Here is an 18,324-nt window from a genome sequence, read left to right as displayed (position 1 = left end):
ACTTAAAATAGCGATGGAGCCAGTAATTTACTGGCTCCATCGCCTATAAAACCAACACGTTTTGTCCTATAACCCTTTTTATTGTTATATATTAGGATATTCCAAGTAATACAACCTTAAGGAGTTAATCCACATTGTTACACATTATAAGCTCTCAGTCTATTAGTAGACCTCTTGCTCCACTTCCCATTTTGTAAATGTGCCAGTATCTGCATCAATTTCAAAGTCGTATTCATAACCATTGTAATGAATTTCACCTTCATACTCTAAACGACCATGATCATAATCGCGATTGAACTCAGTTATATTAGTAACCGTTGCACCCGGTACACGTGCCAATGCACTTTGCACGGCCTCATCAGAACTAATAGCTTCCACTGAGGACACTACCGTAGTACTCAGGACAGCTACTACAGTCAAAATCAAGGATTTTACCATTTTTTTCATATAATTCTCTCCTACACACATAAACCAAATTGATACTTTTAGATATAAATAATATAACTTATTGTAATCGATGAGAGAAAAGATAGCAAATCATAATTCTTATTAAGAAAAATCTATAGAAATTATCTACTAATCATGTTACAATACATCGTATCAAATAGAAAAAATTAAATGCAGTCTGCGAAGTGCGATTCGCAGGCTTTTATTTTTCCCATTTTAAGATAGGAGGATTATATGAATCAAGAAAATTCTGCTAAGGTTTCCTTTATCTTGGTAGTATTCCTTGGCATGTTAACAGCCATAACACCGCTCGCAACAGATCTTTATTTACCAGCATTGCCGATTATGCCTGGCGAATTAAATACAACCGCATCTAATATTCAAATGACCATTGGTGTTATGACCTTTGGTGTTGCATTAGGCCAATTATTTGGTGGCCCTATTAGCGATACAATGGGTCGTAAATTACCACTCATCGTAGGCAATTTACTATGTGTCATCTCTAGCATCATTTGTGCCTTTGCACCTAACATCGAAATACTTTTACTAGGTAGATTCCTACAAGGTTTAACTGGATCTGTAGGTGTTGTAATTGCCAAGGCTATCGCTCGAGACTTTGCTTCTGGTCAAGAATTGACGAAACTCTTCGCCTTACTTATGATGGTTAACGGCTTAGCTCCAGTACTTGCCCCTCTCATAGGTGGCCAATTGCTCTTATTCACTACATGGCGTGTAATCTTTGTAATTCTAGCAGTATTCTCTGCTATTCTATTAGTAGGCTCACTTCTATTCCGTGAAAGCTTACCAAAAGAAAAACGTATTACAGGCGGTGTAGGTGTAGCAGTTAAAAATTATATTACCCTCATCAAAGATAAGCCATTCTTAGGTCAAACATTAATACAATTATTTGCCTTTGGCGGATTTTTTGCTTATATATCAGGTTCATCCTTTGTATACCAAAATATTTTTAATCTTTCCGCTCAAGAATTTAGCTATCTTTTCGGTATTAACAGCTGTGGTATTGTCTTAGCTAGTGCCATTAGTAGTCGTGTTAGTAATGTTATAACAGCTAAACAATTACTAACATTCAGCCTATGGCAACTTACAATTGGTTCCTTACTATTCTTAATTGCTATGATTTTCGAATGGTCCCTCATTCCGGTAACAACCATCCTATTCTTTACCGTATGTACCGTATCCCTATTCGGCTCCGCCTCCTTCTCAATGGCGATGACTAACTACGGGAAAATGGCCGGCAGTGCCTCTGCCATACTCGGCTTTGCCAGCATGTTTGCGGCAGGTATTGTATCTCCACTCGTTGGTATTGGTGGAGATCATACGGGGGTACCCATGGGGATTACAATGCTAGTATGTGCAGTGCTTTCCTTATTGTGCCTATATGGTTTAGTTGAGAAAGAATAGTGCCAGCCGTATTGCAGTAGTTAATACAATGTTATAGCCCTTGTATTTCTCAGTCGTAATGGGGCCCCATTACAATTGAATAAATTTAAGTATAAAAACAGCACCACCTTTTTCTTGCTCAGTACGTCACTACGTTCCGTAAAATCGCTGCGAAAAAGGTGGTGCTATTTTTATTAACATTTTCTATGAAGGCGTCCCATTACGACTTAAGAGCATCAACCAAAGCAATAAACTATATATATTACACATTAAAATATCGACTTGGCACTATTATTTCCCTTCTGAAAATATAAAGCACAATAACGGAAATCACCTACACAACTGATTGTAGGAAAAGGAGATCTGCCATAGGCACATCTCCTCCCTACCATCTCCGTTAGGTGTATTGCTAATTTTTTATAATAAATAATGAGATAACAAACTCGATGGAGCTATTAGGGATATAGTAGATTGGATTACTTACATTTTATAATGGGACATCTTCATAGCCGAGTGTATATAGAAAAGAATACAGCCCTCTCTGCAGCGATTTTACGGAGCGTAGTGACGTACCTGAGCCAAGAGAGGGCTGTATTTTTTCTATACTAATGATATGCAGTTGTATCCGGGCCCCATTATAAAATGAAAGCACCTTATCGCTTATTTACAATAGCTCCATCGAGTTACACAACTATTATTGGGGCTAAAATTAGCAATACATCTAACATGGCCCCGTTGAAAATATAACGGAGCACTCCTTTATTCAAACATGGTCGATAATAATAGTTTCAAGCGGTTTGCTTGGTTTACTGCACTGGAGCCTGGATCGTAGTCGATGGCAGCAATGCGCACGTCTGGGTAGGCAGCGGATAGTGTTTTTACCATGCCTTTACCTGTTACGTGGTTTGGTAAGCAGCCGAATGGTTGCAAGCATACGATTTGTTTTGCCCCTTTTTCGATGAGGTCAATCATATCGCCTGTAAGGAACCAGCCTTCACCGCATTGGTTACCAAGGCCAATGTATTGAGCTGCTTCTTTTGCTACTTCTGTCATACGTTGTAGAGGATCGAAGTGTTTGGACGCCGCTACAGCTTTAGCATATGGCAAGCGGTAGAGTTCAAGGGCTTCACGAGCCAATGTACCGAAGAAGCCAGATAGCCATGTACCATCAAGGTGTTTAGCACGGTATGTGCTATCCATTGCGCAGTACAAGAAGAAGTCTAATAGGCCAGATGTAACAACTTCGCCACCTTCTTTTTCAATGAGTTCATTGATATGGTTGTTAGCGCTCGGATGGAATTTAACATAAATTTCCCCTACGACGCCAACGCGAGGTTTTTGTACATCTTTATTAACCGGTAAGTTATCAAAGTCATGAATGATTTCTTTGATGTACTTATTGTACTGACGAAGGCTTGCAGATGTAATGTTTTGCTGTAATTTTTTAATCCAGTAATCACATAATGCATCCGTAGAGCCTGGGTTAGTTTCGTATGGACGTGTAGCCAATACGCATTGCATAAGAGCATCACCGTAAACAACGGCTTGGATCATACGATGCAAGAAACCTTTTGTCAATTTGAAGCCTGGTTGACGTTCCATATCGCTCGCATTAAGGGATAGGATTGGTACTTGCTTCATACCAGCATCGATTAAAGCCTTACGCAAGTAACCGATATAGTTTGTAGCACGACAACCACCACCTGTTTGGGAGATGATAACAGCTGTTTTATTGATATCATATTTACCGGATAGTAAAGCAGACATGAGCTGACCTACAACGATAATCGCTGGGTAACATGCATCATTATTGATGTATTTTAAGCCCACTTCAATATCGTCACGCGTTGGAGCTGGCAACATTTCAAAGTCATAGCCTTCATTTTTGAGGACTGGATCTAAGAGACTAAAATGCAATGGTGACATTTGTGGCACCAAGATTTTATAAGTCTTACGCATTTCCTCTGTAAACACAACGCGATTATAATCGTACGTTGGTAATTGCTCTTCCACCACTTCTGGAGCTTCTGGGTTATGATGACGACGCAAGCTACGTTCCATTACAGATTGCAAGGAACGCAAACGAATCGTTACAGCACCAAGGTTTGTACCTTCATCAATTTTGAGTAAGGTATGAATTTTATGATTTGCTGAAAGTATATCTTTTACTTGATCCGCTACGATAGAGTCAAGGCCACAACCGAAGGAGTTAAGTTCAACGATTTGGAAGCCTTCTGTTCCACTTACGAATTCAGCAGCGCGATATAAACGGCTATGGTAGGACCATTGGTCTACAACACGTAGATGCTTAATTTCATTGCCTAGTGGAGCAACGCCATCTTCTGTAAGAACAGCCATACCAAGAGATGTAATAAGCTCTGGAATACCGTGGTTAATACCAGAGTCCAAATGATATGGACGACCAGCTAATACGATGGTAGGAATTTGCTCTGCTACGAGGCGAGATACAGTTTTCTTCGTCGTTTCACGGTAAGAAGCCTTACAGTTTTCTTGTTCTTCCCAAGCTTTTTCTACAGCATTAGCAATATCTTTCTTCTTGAGGTTCAAGAAATCCAATGCTTTCACAAGGGCAGGAACAAGAGATTTTTTATCAGCCAACGGCAAGAATGGTGCATGGAATGGAGTATCCCCTAACACGTCTTGCATGTTGTTTTTAATAAGTTCTGGATAGGAAATAACCATTGGACAATGGTAATTATTGTCGCGGCTAAATTCCTTAGGGCCATGTTGAATACAAGGGTACCAAACAAAGTCTACCTGTGCATTCGCAAGATCGCGAATATGACCATGAACCGCTTTTGCTGGGTAGCAAGCTGTATCGGATGGGATTGTATCGATAGCCTTGTTATATTGGTCCTTCGTTGTGTAATCGGAAAGGATTACTTCATAGCCAAGTGTATTAAAGAATGTAAACCAGAATGGGAAATCCTCATACATATTGAGGACGCGAGGAATACCTACGCGCATTTTACCTTCGAACTCTGGAATATTTTTCTTTAAGTAATAGTCGAAGTAACGACGCAATTTAACGTCTACTAAGTTAGGAACTGCTTTGCGTTCCTCTTGAATCATACCACCTGCACCGCGGTCACAACGGTTACCCGTTACGTAGGTACGACCGTCGGAGAAAGCGTTGATAGTAAGCATACAATTGTTAGAGCAAAGGCCACAATTGCGCATTGTCGTAGATACTTGTAAGGAGTTAAGGCCATTGCTATCGAGCAAAGTACTTTTTTCCTTTTGTAACTCTTCTGCTGTTTCAGCTGCAAGAAGGGCCATACCATAAGCACCCATCAAGCCAGATACGTCAGGACGAATTACTTCTACGCCCATCAATTTCTCAAAGGCACGCAATACGGATTCATTGTAGAATGTACCGCCTTGTACAACGATATGATCGCCCAATTCTTTAGGATCTTTTACCTTAAGAACCTTGTAAAGGGCATTTTTAATAACAGAGTAAGCAAGGCCTGCTGCGATATCTTGTACCGTAGCACCTTCTTTTTGAGCCTGCTTAACCTTAGAGTTCATAAATACGGTACAACGAGACCCCAAGTCGATTGGCAAGGATGCCAACAAACCTTCCTTCGCGAATTGGTCGATTGGAATGCGTAGACCGGATGCGAATGTATCGATGAAGGAGCCGCAACCAGAGGAGCACGCTTCGTTCAATACGATATCTTCGATATAGCCATCACGAACCTTACAACATTTCATATCTTGACCACCGATATCCAAGATAAAGGATACATCTGGACAGAAGAAACGTGCTGCACGATAATGCGCCATTGTTTCTACTTCACCAATATCGATGCCAAGGGCGCGTTTAAGGAACGCTTCGCCGTAACCAGTTACACCAGAATGCGCAATATAAGCGCCTTTTGGTAACAGTTCATAAATTTTCTCGATCATTTCACGAGATTTTTCTAATGGTTTACCATGGTTTGGACCATAGTGAGAGAAGATAATTTCCTTATTACTATTGATGAGAACTACCTTAAGTGTGGTAGAACCCGCATCAATACCAAGGTAACATGGACCTTGCGCATCTTCAATATTCGCCTTTGGCGTTACAGCCTTAGCATGACGAGCGCGGAATTCTTCTAATTCTTGTTCATTTTTAAATAGAGGTTCTACACGATCTGTAGCCTCCATAGGAATACCGATGAGGGCACCAATTTCCTTTGTTAATTGACCAACCGTAATCTCACGACAGTCTTCTTTCATCAAAGCCGCCCCTAAGGCGATGAATAATTCACCGTTTTCAGGGATAATGCGATGCGCTTCATCTAGTTCTAAGGTATCGCAGAAACATTGACGAAGTTCGGACAAGAATGTTAATGGCCCCCCAAGGAATGCTACATTACCTTCAATTTTATGACCGCATGCAAGACCCGCAATTGTTTGGTTTACAATAGCTTGGAATACGGATTTTGCAATATTTTCATGAGATGCGCCTTGGTTTAACAAAGCTTGTACGTCTGTTTTAGCAAATACGCCACAGCGTGCTGCAATTGGATAAATCGTATCAGCATTCATGGCCAATTGGTTAAGACCAGATGCATCAGTTTGCAATAAAGTCGCCATTTGGTCGATGAAAGCACCTGTACCACCTGCACAAGAACCATTCATACGGTGTTCTGCCGTTTGACCTAAATAGGTTACCTTCGCATCTTCACCACCAAGTTCGATGATAACATCGGTTTCTGGATACAACGCTTTTACAGCACGTGTTTCAGCAATAACCTCTTGCACGAATGGAATGCGCACCTTTTCAGCCATCGCCATACCACCAGAACCTGTAATACATACATGAACTTGATCATTTTCATGGCCCACTTGAGCCTCTTGGAGCAAGGTATATACGGTGTCCAAAATGTTTGCATAATGGCGTATGTACTTTTTATACAAATAATTATCGTGTTCGTCTAATAGTACAACTTTAACCGTTGTAGAGCCCACGTCAATACCCATGCGTAGCATGTGTTGCATAAATACCTCTCTTTTCAAAAAACGTATGACCACACAAGATCATACTCATATTGTGAAAGTAGTACATTGAGCATGAATCTAAAATAAAATGCACCAAACATCTAATTAAACTTAGATAAGGATAGACTTTCACAAAAACATCTAATTTTTTAAATATCCTATACATATTATACAACAAATGTAGATAAAATCTATGTTTTTCTATATTCCAATGAGTTATATGGAATATGACTAAACTTGAATAACACCTCTACATCGAGATAGGATGTAAAATTTATTATATCATTCTAAGATGAAAAAAAGTGTACCTAACAGCACATAACTTAAGCAACAAATAGGTAAATATTATTTCTATTTCTATTTCAATTAACAAGAATAAGGGAATACAAAAAGAGGCTTCCATGAAATCATTGAAGCCTCTTGTATTTGTATTGTTCATTATATACTTTTGAGTTTTATTATTCACTCTATATAGGTTACAAAACCTTTTTATATAATCCAATAAGATCATCATGGTTAGCTGGGTATGGATTAAATCTATAACACATATCCTCTAGTGCTCTATCTGCCATGAGGTTAAGTTTTGGTTCAGATGTAGCCTTATCTACACCAAATTCAGTCAGTGTCATTGGACATTCTAAAGTTCGTTGTAGTTTTATAATCGCCTCTAGTAATGCACCTATTTTATCTCCATCGGATGCTTTATGCGATGCAAAGCCCAACTTAGCAGATAGATGGGCATATTTCTTGGCCACCTCTTGGTTACGAGAGCAATTAAATCCAATTACATAAAGCAAAAGCATACTGTTAGCTAGCCCATGAGGCACATGAAATTGTCCTCCCAACTGATGAGCCATGGCATGAACTATACCTAATCCGGCCTTGTTAAAGGATAGACCTGCTAAACATGAAGCCTCATGCATAGACATTCTATCTTGCTCTGTAGCTGTTGGCTTATGACATCTTGGTAAGTAAGTAAAGACTAGCTCAATCGCCTGTTGTGCCAACGCATCAGTAAAATTATTTGCAGCCGTTGCTACATAAGCTTCCAATGCGTGAACTAGCACATCCATACCACTGAATGCAGTAACACTTGGTGGAGATGTTTTTACAAATAATGGCGTTAATAAAGCTTCATCAGGTAATACCGCATCATCCACAAGAGGATACTTAATCTGTGTTTCGCTATCAGTAAGAACAGCAAAAGAGGTCACTTCAGATCCTGTACCACTAGTCGTAGGCACGGCAATAAAGGATTTGATATCCATATGCTTTAATTTACGACCAAAGTAAGCAATCCCTTTGCTCATATCAATGCAGGAGCCCCCACCTATGGCTATGATAACGGACGGCTTAATACCTTCCATAAATTCAATACCCTTTACCACATGCGTTATGGGCGGATCAGGCACCACATCAGTGTAGATAGTTACTTTATTTTTACTGTCCATTAAGCCAATCACATACGTAAGGCTTGGAGAATCTTTTAAAAATGGATCACATATGATAAGGATGGATTCATTATTAAATTCTGTAAGACGATTCAACGAATCTGGTCCTGCATAAATTTGAGTTGGAAAAGTCCATTTATTCATATGCTCACCACCTATCGAATGTTAAATCCTGTTGTTAAACAACATCTACGACGTCGTGCAAAGCAGCGCGCTGATGTAGTCGATTCCCCAGTTGGTGTAGCAATTGTAAAGGTTGTCGTACCCTCACCGCTAAATCCAAGCCCTGCATAGGACGGACCATTCTTAACAAAAATGGAAGTTTTCATTTTACGAGCCATCCGGTTGAGGCGTTCCATATTCAAGGAATGCATTGTAGCCGTATGATGTAAGCCTGCTTCTAACATCAAGCATACATCAAGACCTTCGTCAAAGCTATCTACTGTAACAACAGGTAAAATAGGCATTAACATCTCAATTACTGCAAAGGGATGATTTTTTGGAGCCCGCATGATAATTAACCGTGGATCACCATTGTACGGAATATGTGCTGCATCAAGAATAACGCTTGCATTTTTACCGACAAATTTTTTATTTGGTGTCCCATTCGGTAACACTGTTAAATCGACTAGGCGTTGAATATCTTGTTGATTTTCAAGGAGAACACAACCTGCTTTTACCATTTCTTGAACTAGTTGTGGCTCGATTTGGCGCATGGCTACAACGCTCTTTTCAGCGATACATAGAATATTATTATCTAGACTAGCCCCGAGAACAATATCTTGAGCGGCCTTTTTAATATCTGCCGTTTCATCTACAAAGGCCGGTGGATTGCCTGCACCAGCACCGATAACCTTTTTACCACTTTGAAGCGCTTGTTTTACTACGCCAGGACCTCCAGTAACAACTAATAGGCTCACATCTGGATGTAGCATCATCTCTTGAGCAGACTCAATAGATGGCTCTCGAAGTGTAACAATAAGGTTTTCAATGCCAATCGATTTGGCGATGATTTGATTAAGTTCACTAACTAGCAATCGACTAAGATGCTTAGCACCAGGATGAACACTAAAGAATACAGCATTCCCTGCGGCTAGCATACCTATTGTATTACATATTAATGTTTCCGCTGGATTCGTACTTGGCGTAACAGCACCAATAATACCATAAGCAGACAATTCGTATAATGTCATACCATTATCGCCTGTTTCACACTCTGTAACGAGATCTTCTACGCCCGGTGTTTTATCGAGTGTTAGATTTAATTTTAGTACTTTATCCGCAACGCGACCCATCCCCGTTTCTTCAACGGTTTTCTGAGCCAACTCTTGTACTCGTGGACGCATGGCAGCACGGATGTCTGCTATTACCTTTTCACGGGTTGCTAAGGTGCAATCTTCAAAGCGCGCTTGTGCTGCTTTTGCAGCTTGAATTGCTTCATCAACTGTATCAAATACACCTGGCTCAACTTGACCTCTAGGCACTTGTTTAATAGGTTGTGATGAGGCCATTTCTTGCTTTTGCCCCTGTAATACATCTATAACCATGGAGCGGATCATTTCTTTCAACTGTGTATTGTTTTCCATCATGAACCTCCATATAGGTTGCATTGCTGATGCAATGACCATGTCAACTAACGGTGTACACAATCAAGGATACATTCATGATGTGACACAATAACTAGGTTTAACTCTGGCACCAGCTATTTCCTATACAATTATTTTTCAAAACTATCAATAATACCCACAATAGCACAATCTACTGCGGTGCCTTTATCATCTTCGAAAATATGCCGTGCCGATGAGCCTCGAGTTAGAAGCACATATTCACCTTCACCAGCACATACTGTATCGACGGCGATTTCTATGCGCCCCGTCAACTCTTGTTCTCCATCGAGAATATCTACCATCATCAGTTTCATTCCCTTTAGAGATTCATGCTTTTGAGTAGATACGATACTACCCACAACTTTACCGACTTGCATACTTCTCGTTCCCTTCAATTATTGTGATACCTAAGCGCTCGATTTCATCTCGAGCAGCCATGGTGAACCGTTGTCCCCTATATATGACGATAATAGACTGACTTTCACAAGATCTAACAAAAGAGGCCGTTATCCACGCTTGATGACTGGCATATATAGGACGACCAAATTTATCTAGAAATTTGATAGGCCAATCTAGAATGACTGATGGATTCATCAACGAGGTTACAGGAACTGCTAGGTGTATCGTCACCTCACAGTCATACGCTAATGCACGATGTAAATAGGCAACCCAAGGCACCAATGTATCGCGCATTAACTCTCGTATATGACCATAATCTATACCAGCGAAAGAAATGAGTTGGTTCTGCAACAATATATGCTCATCATAGCTATTGCACTCTGTGACCATAAAAGTAGCAGTGGATGTCATGCGCTTTTCTAGGCGTTCTAGCACCAGTTTAACTAATGCATCCATATTAATGCTCACTTCCCATGGCAATCCCTAAGGGCGTTACAAATTCTGGATACAGTGGCTTATGAACAGGTAAACCTATATATTGACTGAAAGTCTTTGTGAACTCCTCAAAATTAGAAGCACCACCTACAACAACAATGGGAGTCCCCTTTTCATAGCCACCCTCTTGTAACGCACGCTTAGAAATAGCTGCCATTTTTTCAACAACAGGCCGTATTGTTGCATATACATCGCGTTTATTGGCTTCATTCCGCTTATAAGCCTCCGCTTCCGGGATCGAAATCCCATAGGCACCACTAATAACAAGGTTCATATGGGTACCCCCTGTCGGCTCATCCACGGTATATACAACGCGGCCATCCTTTAAAATGCTTATGCCTGTAGTACCACCACCGACGTCGATAACAGCGCCATCGGTAATGCCTAGCACATTAGCAGCAGCGGTAGGTTCATCTAAAATACAAGTTACTTCAAAACCGGCACTTTCCAAAACATGACCTACTACATCTTTATTCTTACCTATCGTTCCAGGTGGAACAGCTGCTGCGGCATATACAAGTTCTGTGCCTAAGGCTGCCTCTGCCTTAGCCTTTAAAGCACGCGTTATTGTAACAGCACCTACATAGTCAACTACAAGGCCATCTCGAATGGACTCATTGTATTCAAAGGCGCCATATATAGGTTTACCTTTGTCGTTAACTACGGATAGGACAATAGATGATGTACCAAGGTCAATACCTACGCGCAAATTCTTTTGATTATGAGAGCTCACTTGTTTGGACTCTACAAGATCAGAGAACTCTTGCAATGTATTATTTGCCTTTTTCAAACCCTTCATCATATCACCTACTTTACTGTACAATTCTCGCCATCACTGTACCTTGTACATTGGCAGCATTTGCCTCATCTGTGTCAATATGGAGTTCTAGGACAAAACCAGGCACGGCCCGAACGATGACATCACCAAATACAGTGGTGCGTTCTGGCGTTTGAAGTTCGACATTAACGCTATCACCGTCGTTTACATGGAACCGTTTTGCATCATCCGGCGACATGTGAATATGTCGCTTTGCAACAATACAAATAGGTTTTGTTATTTCCCCGTTTTCAGTACATAGAGTAATCTCTACGGCTGATTCTAAATGACCAGATAGCACAATAGGAGGCTTTATGCCTAATGTACGAGCATCGGTCAACGATACCTCCACTTGTGACTGTTTTCTAAGAGGACCTAGTACGCGGACATTTTGAATGACTCCTTTAGGCCCCACTAAAGTAACGGTTTGTTCTGAAGCAAACTCTCCAGTTTGTTTTAAGTCACTTTTCTTAGTAATAGCCTGATTCGGGAATAATACATCCCAGTCCGCCTGACATAGATGGACATGTCTATTGCTCACACCTACGGGAATGGACGATTCGAACATGGCTTCGATCACTTCTCGTACGATAGCACGAATCTGTTCCCGATCCATAAGCTATTATCCTTTCTTAGGTAAGATTAATTCTACGTCGCTATGAGGGCGTGGAATTACATGAGTAGATACTACTTCGCCTACTTTTTGTGCTGCTGCACAGCCTGCATCAACCGCTGCTTTTACAGCGCCAACATCACCGCGAACCATTACAGTTACAAGACCGGAACCAATTTTTTCAGTACCTTCTAATGTAACGTTAGCTGCTTTTACCATTGCGTCAGCCGCTTCAATGGCGCCTACTAAACCTTTTGTTTCTACCATGCCTAATGCGTTATTCATGATAATCTCCTTTATTATTTACTACTTTATTTCTTTTTAGAGTTTTTCTTTGGTGTTGTTTTCTTTGTACCTGTAGACTTAGAACTTTTCGGTTCTATGATGGTAGATACAATTTCATCTAACACTTCAACAACCTTTTCATCTAATTTGGGTTTCTCTGTTTTAGAAGTTGTAACTTCAGCTTTGACTGGTTCGATTTCTATAATTTCCTCAGTTTCTTGAACACTAGCACTCGCCTTAGTTAACTGTGTATCATCAGATACCTTAGCAGGCTTATCTGTAAAGTCATCATTAAAGGATTCTACTAAGCCTTCTGCAGGCCGTGGAATTACCTTATGAGCTACATACAGGTTCATTCCTTTTGTAAGAGCTACACCAGTCTGAACAGCCGCTTCCACAGCTGCTACATCACCGGCAACCTTTACTGTCATCCAGCCAAGGCCTCTCGCCTTTTCTATGCCTATCAACCGTACATTTGCAGCTTTAACCATTGCATCTGATGCGGTGATAGCCCCCAGTAAACCAGCTACTTCTAGTAACCCTAGTGAATCTTTCACTATGCCACCTCCCGACGTCTATTTCTGTTGATGATTCGCAACAGGATTCATGCATTCCTATAACGTTAGCTACGTTGCATATCTACTAACATTTGACGAATCAAATCTTTTAATTCTGGTTCTTGAGATTCTGTTTTAGGTTCTTCTTTCGGTGTCGCCTGAACAGGCTCATCCTTGAGCATACCTACTTCATCTATTATGTCCATAATGATAGCCCGTAACATTTGTTCATTTAGTTCTGCCATTATGAATCCTCCTATTCACATTGTGAAAGTATCATCTATTGCGACGTGATAATGATATGTAATGAATATTTGACTCTTTGAAATAATATTCATTAAATAATGTAAGCATTACCTTTATTCTTAGGTCTGTCTCCCATAGTTTCTAGTAAAGCTAATCCTACATCACGTGCTGCTTTTACAGCTTGTTTAACAGCGCCAGAATCACCACTGATTTGTAAAATAACTTCATTACTCATAGCTGAACTCGATGGAGAACGATAGCCTACTACATCTACATTCGCTGATTTAACTGCTGTATCTGCCATAACTACACCAATAGCTGCTGGGGCTCCAACGATCAAGCCAAAGGCTTTACCTTCTGGTGTTCCAAAGGCAGTCACTAATGCTTCTCCTGCGCGAGCTGTATATTGAACTTCCACATGACCGGCTTCGTTCATATATACTTCGCCGAAGGTACGTTCTAATTCACGCAATGCTACTTCTACAGAACGTCTTACATCAGATACATCATCGCCACCAAATATGATAAGGGAACCAGAACCGGCACCACCTTTCATATCACGGGCAAGTTCAATGCTAACAATCTCGGTATTCGTTGCTTTTACAGCTTCATCAGCGGCCATGATTTGCGGCCCTGCACCTGTACGTGAACCTAAGATACCGATAGATCGATATGACTTAGTGAGCTTCATAGCTTCCAATACTTGACTGTCTACATTGGCAATTACGAGGCCAATTGTATCGCCTGTTGTAGTACTGCCTACGTGTTCAGTAATCATTGAAGTTTGTAGTTGATTTGTAGTAGGTGAACTTACAGGTGACGAAACACATGATGCATTACCTGTTGCGCCTGTAGTTTTGCTTAAATCAGCACCATCGATACGCATCAATACGCGCTTTAAAATCTCATCTACCATACTTTTAGTATCGGCCATAATTATTCACCCTTTGTTGGTAAAATACCTTCTACATCTTTATGTGGTCTTGGAATTACATGAGTAGAGATAACAATGCCTACGCGTTCTGCAGCGGCTGCACCTGCGTCTACAGCAGCTTTTACAGCACCTACATCACCGCGAACCATAACAGTAACGAGACCAGAGCCAATTTTTTCATTCCCTACGAGTTCTACATTAGCTGCTTTAAGCATTGCATCTGCTGCTTCAATAGCGCCTACTAGGCCCTTAGTTTCCACCATACCTAATGCTTCTTGTGTCATCTGTTTTCTCTCCTTTTACAAAACATAGAGCAAAGATTACAAATTTATTTTTCTAATAGTTCCACCATAGTGCCTATATTCATAAAGGCAAAGTGTGCTGTTTTAAGCAGTTGTACCATTAATACTGCACCAGTTCCTTCACCTAATGCCATTTGCCCATGGATTGGAACTTCATCAAGACGAATATTTGCATAGGCTAATGCTGCCGCCATCCCTACTTCACGAGAATAATGAGATGGAATGCCATATAATGGAGCCTCTCCATTCATTTGCGTAGCACAAGCCATAGCAACTGCTGTAATATATCCATCGATTACAAATGGAATATGTAGGTCTGTACAAGCTACCATAGCGCCTGTAATAGCGGCTATATCAAATCCACCTACGCGGCTGATTACCTCCTTTGGACTGTTTAAGTGCCCCTTATGATTAGATAGTGCAGTACGTACAAACTCTCGTTTTTGATTCATGTACGCCTCTTCATCAGGACCAGATCCAGGACCTACGGTTATCCGTGGGTCTAGTTTTGTAAGACCACTCAAGACAGCTGCTGAAGTTGTGGTATTACCAACACCCATTTCTCCGAAGGAAAATAGATTGATACCCGATTCTGCGTAGTAGACAACGCGGTTATATCCCGCTTGGTACGCTAGGTCAAATTCTTCAGCGCTCATAGCAGCACCGTCTAATATATTCTTTGTGCCTTGAGCAACCTTTCGATTCACCCCAATACCTTGTGGACAAGCAATGCCTACATCTACCACTTCGTAAGGAATATGGTTAAAGATACAATAATTAGCAACTGCACTTTTACCATCAATCATATTCTGAGACTGTTTACGAGTAATCTCATAGTTATAACCGATTAGGCCATCTACGGAAATACCATTATCTGCAGAAAAGATAATATGCTGAGCCTGAATCTCAGGTTTCATATCTTGCCACGCGAGACACATTTTTTTGAAATATCGTTCCCATAGACCCAAGCTTTTTGGAATGATCGCCTTATTTAAAATAAATTGATTAAGTTGTTCTTCAAACACTTTGTCCATGGAAAAACCTTCTTTCAACTAACCGTATATGTAGTTACATAATTGTTTTAACGACTCTTCGTCGTGAACTGATATTTCAAAAATATTAGTGGCTCCCGCTAGTTTAAGATTGCGCCGAGGCGCCTCAACATCTTTACCCGTATCCACCTTTGATACAACCCCTATAACCTCGCGATTTAAGGAGTTTCCAAAGTTTGGTGGGAATATAGTTGTTTCATCACCTGCGGGGATCATGAAAATCACTAAATCCGCATCATAGGCGTGCAAGATAATGCCTCGGTAGTAATTAGGATTTTCCATATATTCTCCAGGGGTATCAATGAAGTTTCCCACCCGCGTTATAGCTTGTGTCTTATGATACGTAGCCGAGCCATGCGTAATCGTATCGGCCAATGTAGTCTTGCCACAACCGCTACGGCCTACTAGGAGGATACGCTTTTCTTTCTTTTCGGTACTCATAATTACCCTTTCATTAGGATCTTGTTAAATCCGTCGGGAAAAAGCCTAATATGCGTTGCAGACCTTCAATTACACTGCGCAATGCAGATTCAACAGCAGATACATCACCAGTTATGAGAAGTGCCCCCGAAAATCTATCGATGAAACCGATTTCGATATCACCGGATTTACTTGCAATATCGGCTGCAATAATGGTCCCTTCGCCAGGTGTTATAGTAAGAATCCCAATGGCATTTCGTCCTTTTTCCTCGAGCCCCATTTTTCTAAATAAATCTGGCTTAGGATTGGCAATAACATGGGCTATCGTAACCTGCTTTCCGGGTACAAATTCTTGTATGATGCGCTGTTTTGCATCAATTACCTCTTGAAAGGCCATATAATCTCCTCCTAATTCAACATGTATTCTTTAAACTATCCTGACAAACTATCATTCGTTTTGTCTTATATACTCTAGCTAGAGTTAAGGTGCCACTAATTGGAAGAATAATACGGCTAAGCCCGCCCCAATCAATGGGCCAATAAATGGTACCCACGCATATTGCCAGTTTGCAGTTCCCTTATTAGGAATCGGTAGTAAGAAATACGCTAACCGTGGACCAAAGTCGCGCGCTGGATTTAACGCATATCCAGTAGTTGCACCAAAGGACATACCAATCGATGCTACCAAGATACCAATGACCATAGGTGCTAAACCATCAGCCATTTTACCTAAGCAGAGAATAGCTAGCATAAACATAAACGTAGCTATAATTTCAGATATCAAATTGAAAGGTTTATTATCGATTGCTGGACCTGTTGCAAAAATCCCTACGCAGTTCCCTTCGTCAGGACCTGTTACTTTAAAGTGTGGATAATAGAACAGTGCAGCAATAGCAGCACCAGTAAAACCACCTGCAATTTGCGCTATAGACATTGGAATAACTTGATCCCAAGGAAATATACCTGCCACAGCAAGGGCAAAGGTAACTGCTGGATTCAAGTGGCCAGGCCCACCAAGTGTAATACCTACGTATACACCAAAGGAAACGGCAAAGGCCCATCCAAAGATAATGTGTAACCAGTTAGTTCCAAAAATACTAACGATGGTTTTCTTTAATAAAATTGATGCATTTGTACTGTTACCAAATGCAATTAGAACGGCAGTACCAACAAACTCACTAATATACATTTGCGTTACGTCCATTGTTTTCACCTCATCGAGTTAACAAAGATTGTAATGCATGAGATGCAATGTCCATATCTTCTGCCACAGTGCCACCGCTAATGCCGAAACCACCGACAATTTCTCCGTCGATGATGATCGGATAACCTCCACCAAAGGTACAGATTTTACGATTTACCATGGATTCAATGTTGAATAGATCGCCATCAGGCTGTGCACTTTGATGTACTTCATGAGTTGCCGCTTTGAGAGCTACTGCAGTATACGCCTTTGCCTGTGCGATATCGTTGCTGATGAGCAATGCATCTGACATACGATGGAAATACATTAATACACCCTTTGCATCTACTATAGATACAACGATAGGTACACCTATGGACTGAGCATAGTCCATGGCTGCTTGTGAAAGTTTCGTCATAATTTCTTCTAGCTTTGTTCTAGTTGCCATATAACTAACTCCATTTTCAGTAGTATGCCCCATATGCCATAAGCTCCGATTCGTTTCCGCCAGTACTTCAGCATGACTGTTCTTAACACGTTCTGCTACGCGCTCTACAATTGTTTCTACAAATTGCACATAGTCTTCCATACGAGCCATGATATAAAGAGCATCAGATAATCGATTTATAAATTTTCGAACCTCATCGCGAATTGGTTCTACAGAACCTAAGCTAATAAGTAACCGTTCACCGCGACGACAGATTGTGCGAGCCACATGTAGCTCTGCAGCAGATAAATAATTACCGCTTAATATAAAGCTATGTTGCTGTGGCAATCGCTTTGTATAGTCATCGATTAAACGTTCCAAATCGCTAATATCTTGTTGTGAAATCAAATTGCTGCTTTCACTAAGATTTTCTACATGAGGCGTTGCTACCTCCGCACATAAGCGGAAGAGCTGATGTTGTAATGTGTGAAGCACATGTTTATTGTCTGGTGAGACGACTAATTTCTCACATACACTAACCTGTGCATTTAATTCATCAAAGGTTCCATATGTGTCCACACGAAGTGAATTTTTAGGTACCCGTGTGCCATCAAAAAGAGCTGTTGTACCTGCATCACCGGTTTTCGTATAAATAGCCATATGCACCACCTCTCA

Annotated in this window: 19 protein-coding genes; 1 reads left to right on the top strand and 18 read right to left on the bottom strand. The window is 40.8% G+C overall.

Annotated elements, in window-relative coordinates; genetic code table 11:
* Positions 1-162: 162 nt before the first annotated feature.
* Complete coding sequence (locus LKD20_RS07165; RefSeq protein ID WP_024065668.1) at positions 163-447, bottom strand: PepSY domain-containing protein; 285 nt, start codon at positions 445-447, stop codon at positions 163-165.
* Positions 448-681: 234 nt separating this feature from the next.
* Here LKD20_RS07165 and LKD20_RS07160 point away from each other — a divergent pair, with 234 nt between their 5' ends.
* Positions 682-1,869: a multidrug effflux MFS transporter gene (locus LKD20_RS07160; RefSeq protein WP_227721308.1), complete on the top strand. Its 1,188-nt coding sequence runs from the start codon at positions 682-684 to the stop codon at positions 1,867-1,869.
* A gap of 738 nt (positions 1,870-2,607) precedes the next feature.
* On the opposite strand, the gene LKD20_RS07155 is transcribed toward LKD20_RS07160, so the two are convergent.
* The 17 genes from LKD20_RS07155 to LKD20_RS07075 all read right to left on the bottom strand — a co-directional run bounded on the left by LKD20_RS07155 (position 2,608) and on the right by LKD20_RS07075 (position 18,309).
* Entirely contained in the window at positions 2,608-6,861 is a 4,254-nt protein-coding gene (locus tag LKD20_RS07155) for an acyl-CoA dehydratase activase-related protein (protein ID WP_227721307.1), read from the bottom strand.
* Positions 6,862-7,337: 476 nt separating this feature from the next.
* Positions 7,338-8,456 (bottom strand): 1-propanol dehydrogenase PduQ, encoded by a 1,119-nt coding sequence (locus LKD20_RS07150; protein ID WP_227721306.1) that lies wholly within the window; start codon positions 8,454-8,456, stop codon positions 7,338-7,340.
* A gap of 11 nt (positions 8,457-8,467) precedes the next feature.
* Positions 8,468-9,898: an aldehyde dehydrogenase family protein gene (locus tag LKD20_RS07145; protein ID WP_227721305.1), complete on the bottom strand. Its 1,431-nt coding sequence runs from the start codon at positions 9,896-9,898 to the stop codon at positions 8,468-8,470.
* A 131-nt stretch (positions 9,899-10,029) separates the two neighbouring features.
* Positions 10,030-10,296 carry a EutN/CcmL family microcompartment protein gene (locus tag LKD20_RS07140; RefSeq protein WP_024066335.1) on the bottom strand — a complete coding sequence of 89 codons (267 nt, stop codon included), beginning with the start codon at positions 10,294-10,296 and terminating at the stop codon, positions 10,030-10,032.
* Complete coding sequence (gene pduM / locus LKD20_RS07135; protein WP_119206715.1) at positions 10,283-10,774, bottom strand: PduM family microcompartment protein; 492 nt, start codon at positions 10,772-10,774, stop codon at positions 10,283-10,285. The genes LKD20_RS07140 and pduM overlap by 14 nt, the downstream gene beginning before the upstream one ends.
* A 1-nt stretch (position 10,775) precedes the next feature.
* On the bottom strand, positions 10,776-11,615 hold the full coding sequence (eutJ, locus tag LKD20_RS07130; protein ID WP_227721304.1) for an ethanolamine utilization protein EutJ: 840 nt from the start codon (positions 11,613-11,615) through the stop codon (positions 10,776-10,778).
* 10 nt (positions 11,616-11,625) lie between these two features.
* Positions 11,626-12,246, bottom strand: coding sequence for a phosphate propanoyltransferase (pduL, locus tag LKD20_RS07125; protein WP_227721303.1), 621 nt, complete (start codon positions 12,244-12,246; stop codon positions 11,626-11,628).
* Between the two features lie 6 nt (positions 12,247-12,252).
* On the bottom strand, positions 12,253-12,528 hold the full coding sequence (pduA, locus tag LKD20_RS07120; protein ID WP_005385294.1) for a propanediol utilization microcompartment protein PduA: 276 nt from the start codon (positions 12,526-12,528) through the stop codon (positions 12,253-12,255).
* 26 nt (positions 12,529-12,554) lie between these two features.
* Complete coding sequence (locus LKD20_RS09590; protein WP_303880685.1) at positions 12,555-13,085, bottom strand: BMC domain-containing protein; 531 nt, start codon at positions 13,083-13,085, stop codon at positions 12,555-12,557.
* A 65-nt stretch (positions 13,086-13,150) separates the two neighbouring features.
* The gene (locus LKD20_RS07110) at positions 13,151-13,330 is read right to left on the bottom strand and encodes a hypothetical protein (protein ID WP_119206718.1); all 180 of its coding nucleotides are present in this window, start codon (positions 13,328-13,330) and stop codon (positions 13,151-13,153) included.
* 92 nt (positions 13,331-13,422) lie between these two features.
* The gene (gene pduB, locus LKD20_RS07105) at positions 13,423-14,265 is read right to left on the bottom strand and encodes a propanediol utilization microcompartment protein PduB (RefSeq protein WP_227721302.1); all 843 of its coding nucleotides are present in this window, start codon (positions 14,263-14,265) and stop codon (positions 13,423-13,425) included.
* Positions 14,266-14,267: 2 nt separating this feature from the next.
* Positions 14,268-14,549 carry a propanediol utilization microcompartment protein PduA gene (gene pduA / locus LKD20_RS07100; protein WP_005385289.1) on the bottom strand — a complete coding sequence of 94 codons (282 nt, stop codon included), beginning with the start codon at positions 14,547-14,549 and terminating at the stop codon, positions 14,268-14,270.
* A 44-nt stretch (positions 14,550-14,593) separates the two neighbouring features.
* Positions 14,594-15,601, bottom strand: coding sequence for a nicotinate-nucleotide--dimethylbenzimidazole phosphoribosyltransferase (locus LKD20_RS07095; protein ID WP_227721301.1), 1,008 nt, complete (start codon positions 15,599-15,601; stop codon positions 14,594-14,596).
* A gap of 18 nt (positions 15,602-15,619) precedes the next feature.
* A complete protein-coding gene (locus LKD20_RS07090; protein ID WP_227721300.1) occupies positions 15,620-16,060 on the bottom strand; it encodes a EutP/PduV family microcompartment system protein in 441 nt (146 codons plus the stop codon).
* A gap of 13 nt (positions 16,061-16,073) precedes the next feature.
* The gene (gene eutS / locus LKD20_RS07085) at positions 16,074-16,436 is read right to left on the bottom strand and encodes an ethanolamine utilization microcompartment protein EutS (RefSeq protein WP_038117203.1); all 363 of its coding nucleotides are present in this window, start codon (positions 16,434-16,436) and stop codon (positions 16,074-16,076) included.
* An 84-nt stretch (positions 16,437-16,520) separates the two neighbouring features.
* Entirely contained in the window at positions 16,521-17,243 is a 723-nt protein-coding gene (locus tag LKD20_RS07080) for an MIP/aquaporin family protein (RefSeq protein WP_119206720.1), read from the bottom strand.
* Positions 17,244-17,253: 10 nt separating this feature from the next.
* The gene (locus tag LKD20_RS07075) at positions 17,254-18,309 is read right to left on the bottom strand and encodes a cob(I)yrinic acid a,c-diamide adenosyltransferase (RefSeq protein ID WP_227721299.1); all 1,056 of its coding nucleotides are present in this window, start codon (positions 18,307-18,309) and stop codon (positions 17,254-17,256) included.
* Positions 18,310-18,324: the final 15 nt, after the last annotated feature.

Origin of the sequence: Veillonella fallax, from assembly GCF_020687175.1 — a bacterium.
GTDB lineage: Bacteria > Bacillota > Negativicutes > Veillonellales > Veillonellaceae > Veillonella > Veillonella fallax.
This window is presented reverse-complemented; position numbering and strand designations above follow the sequence as displayed.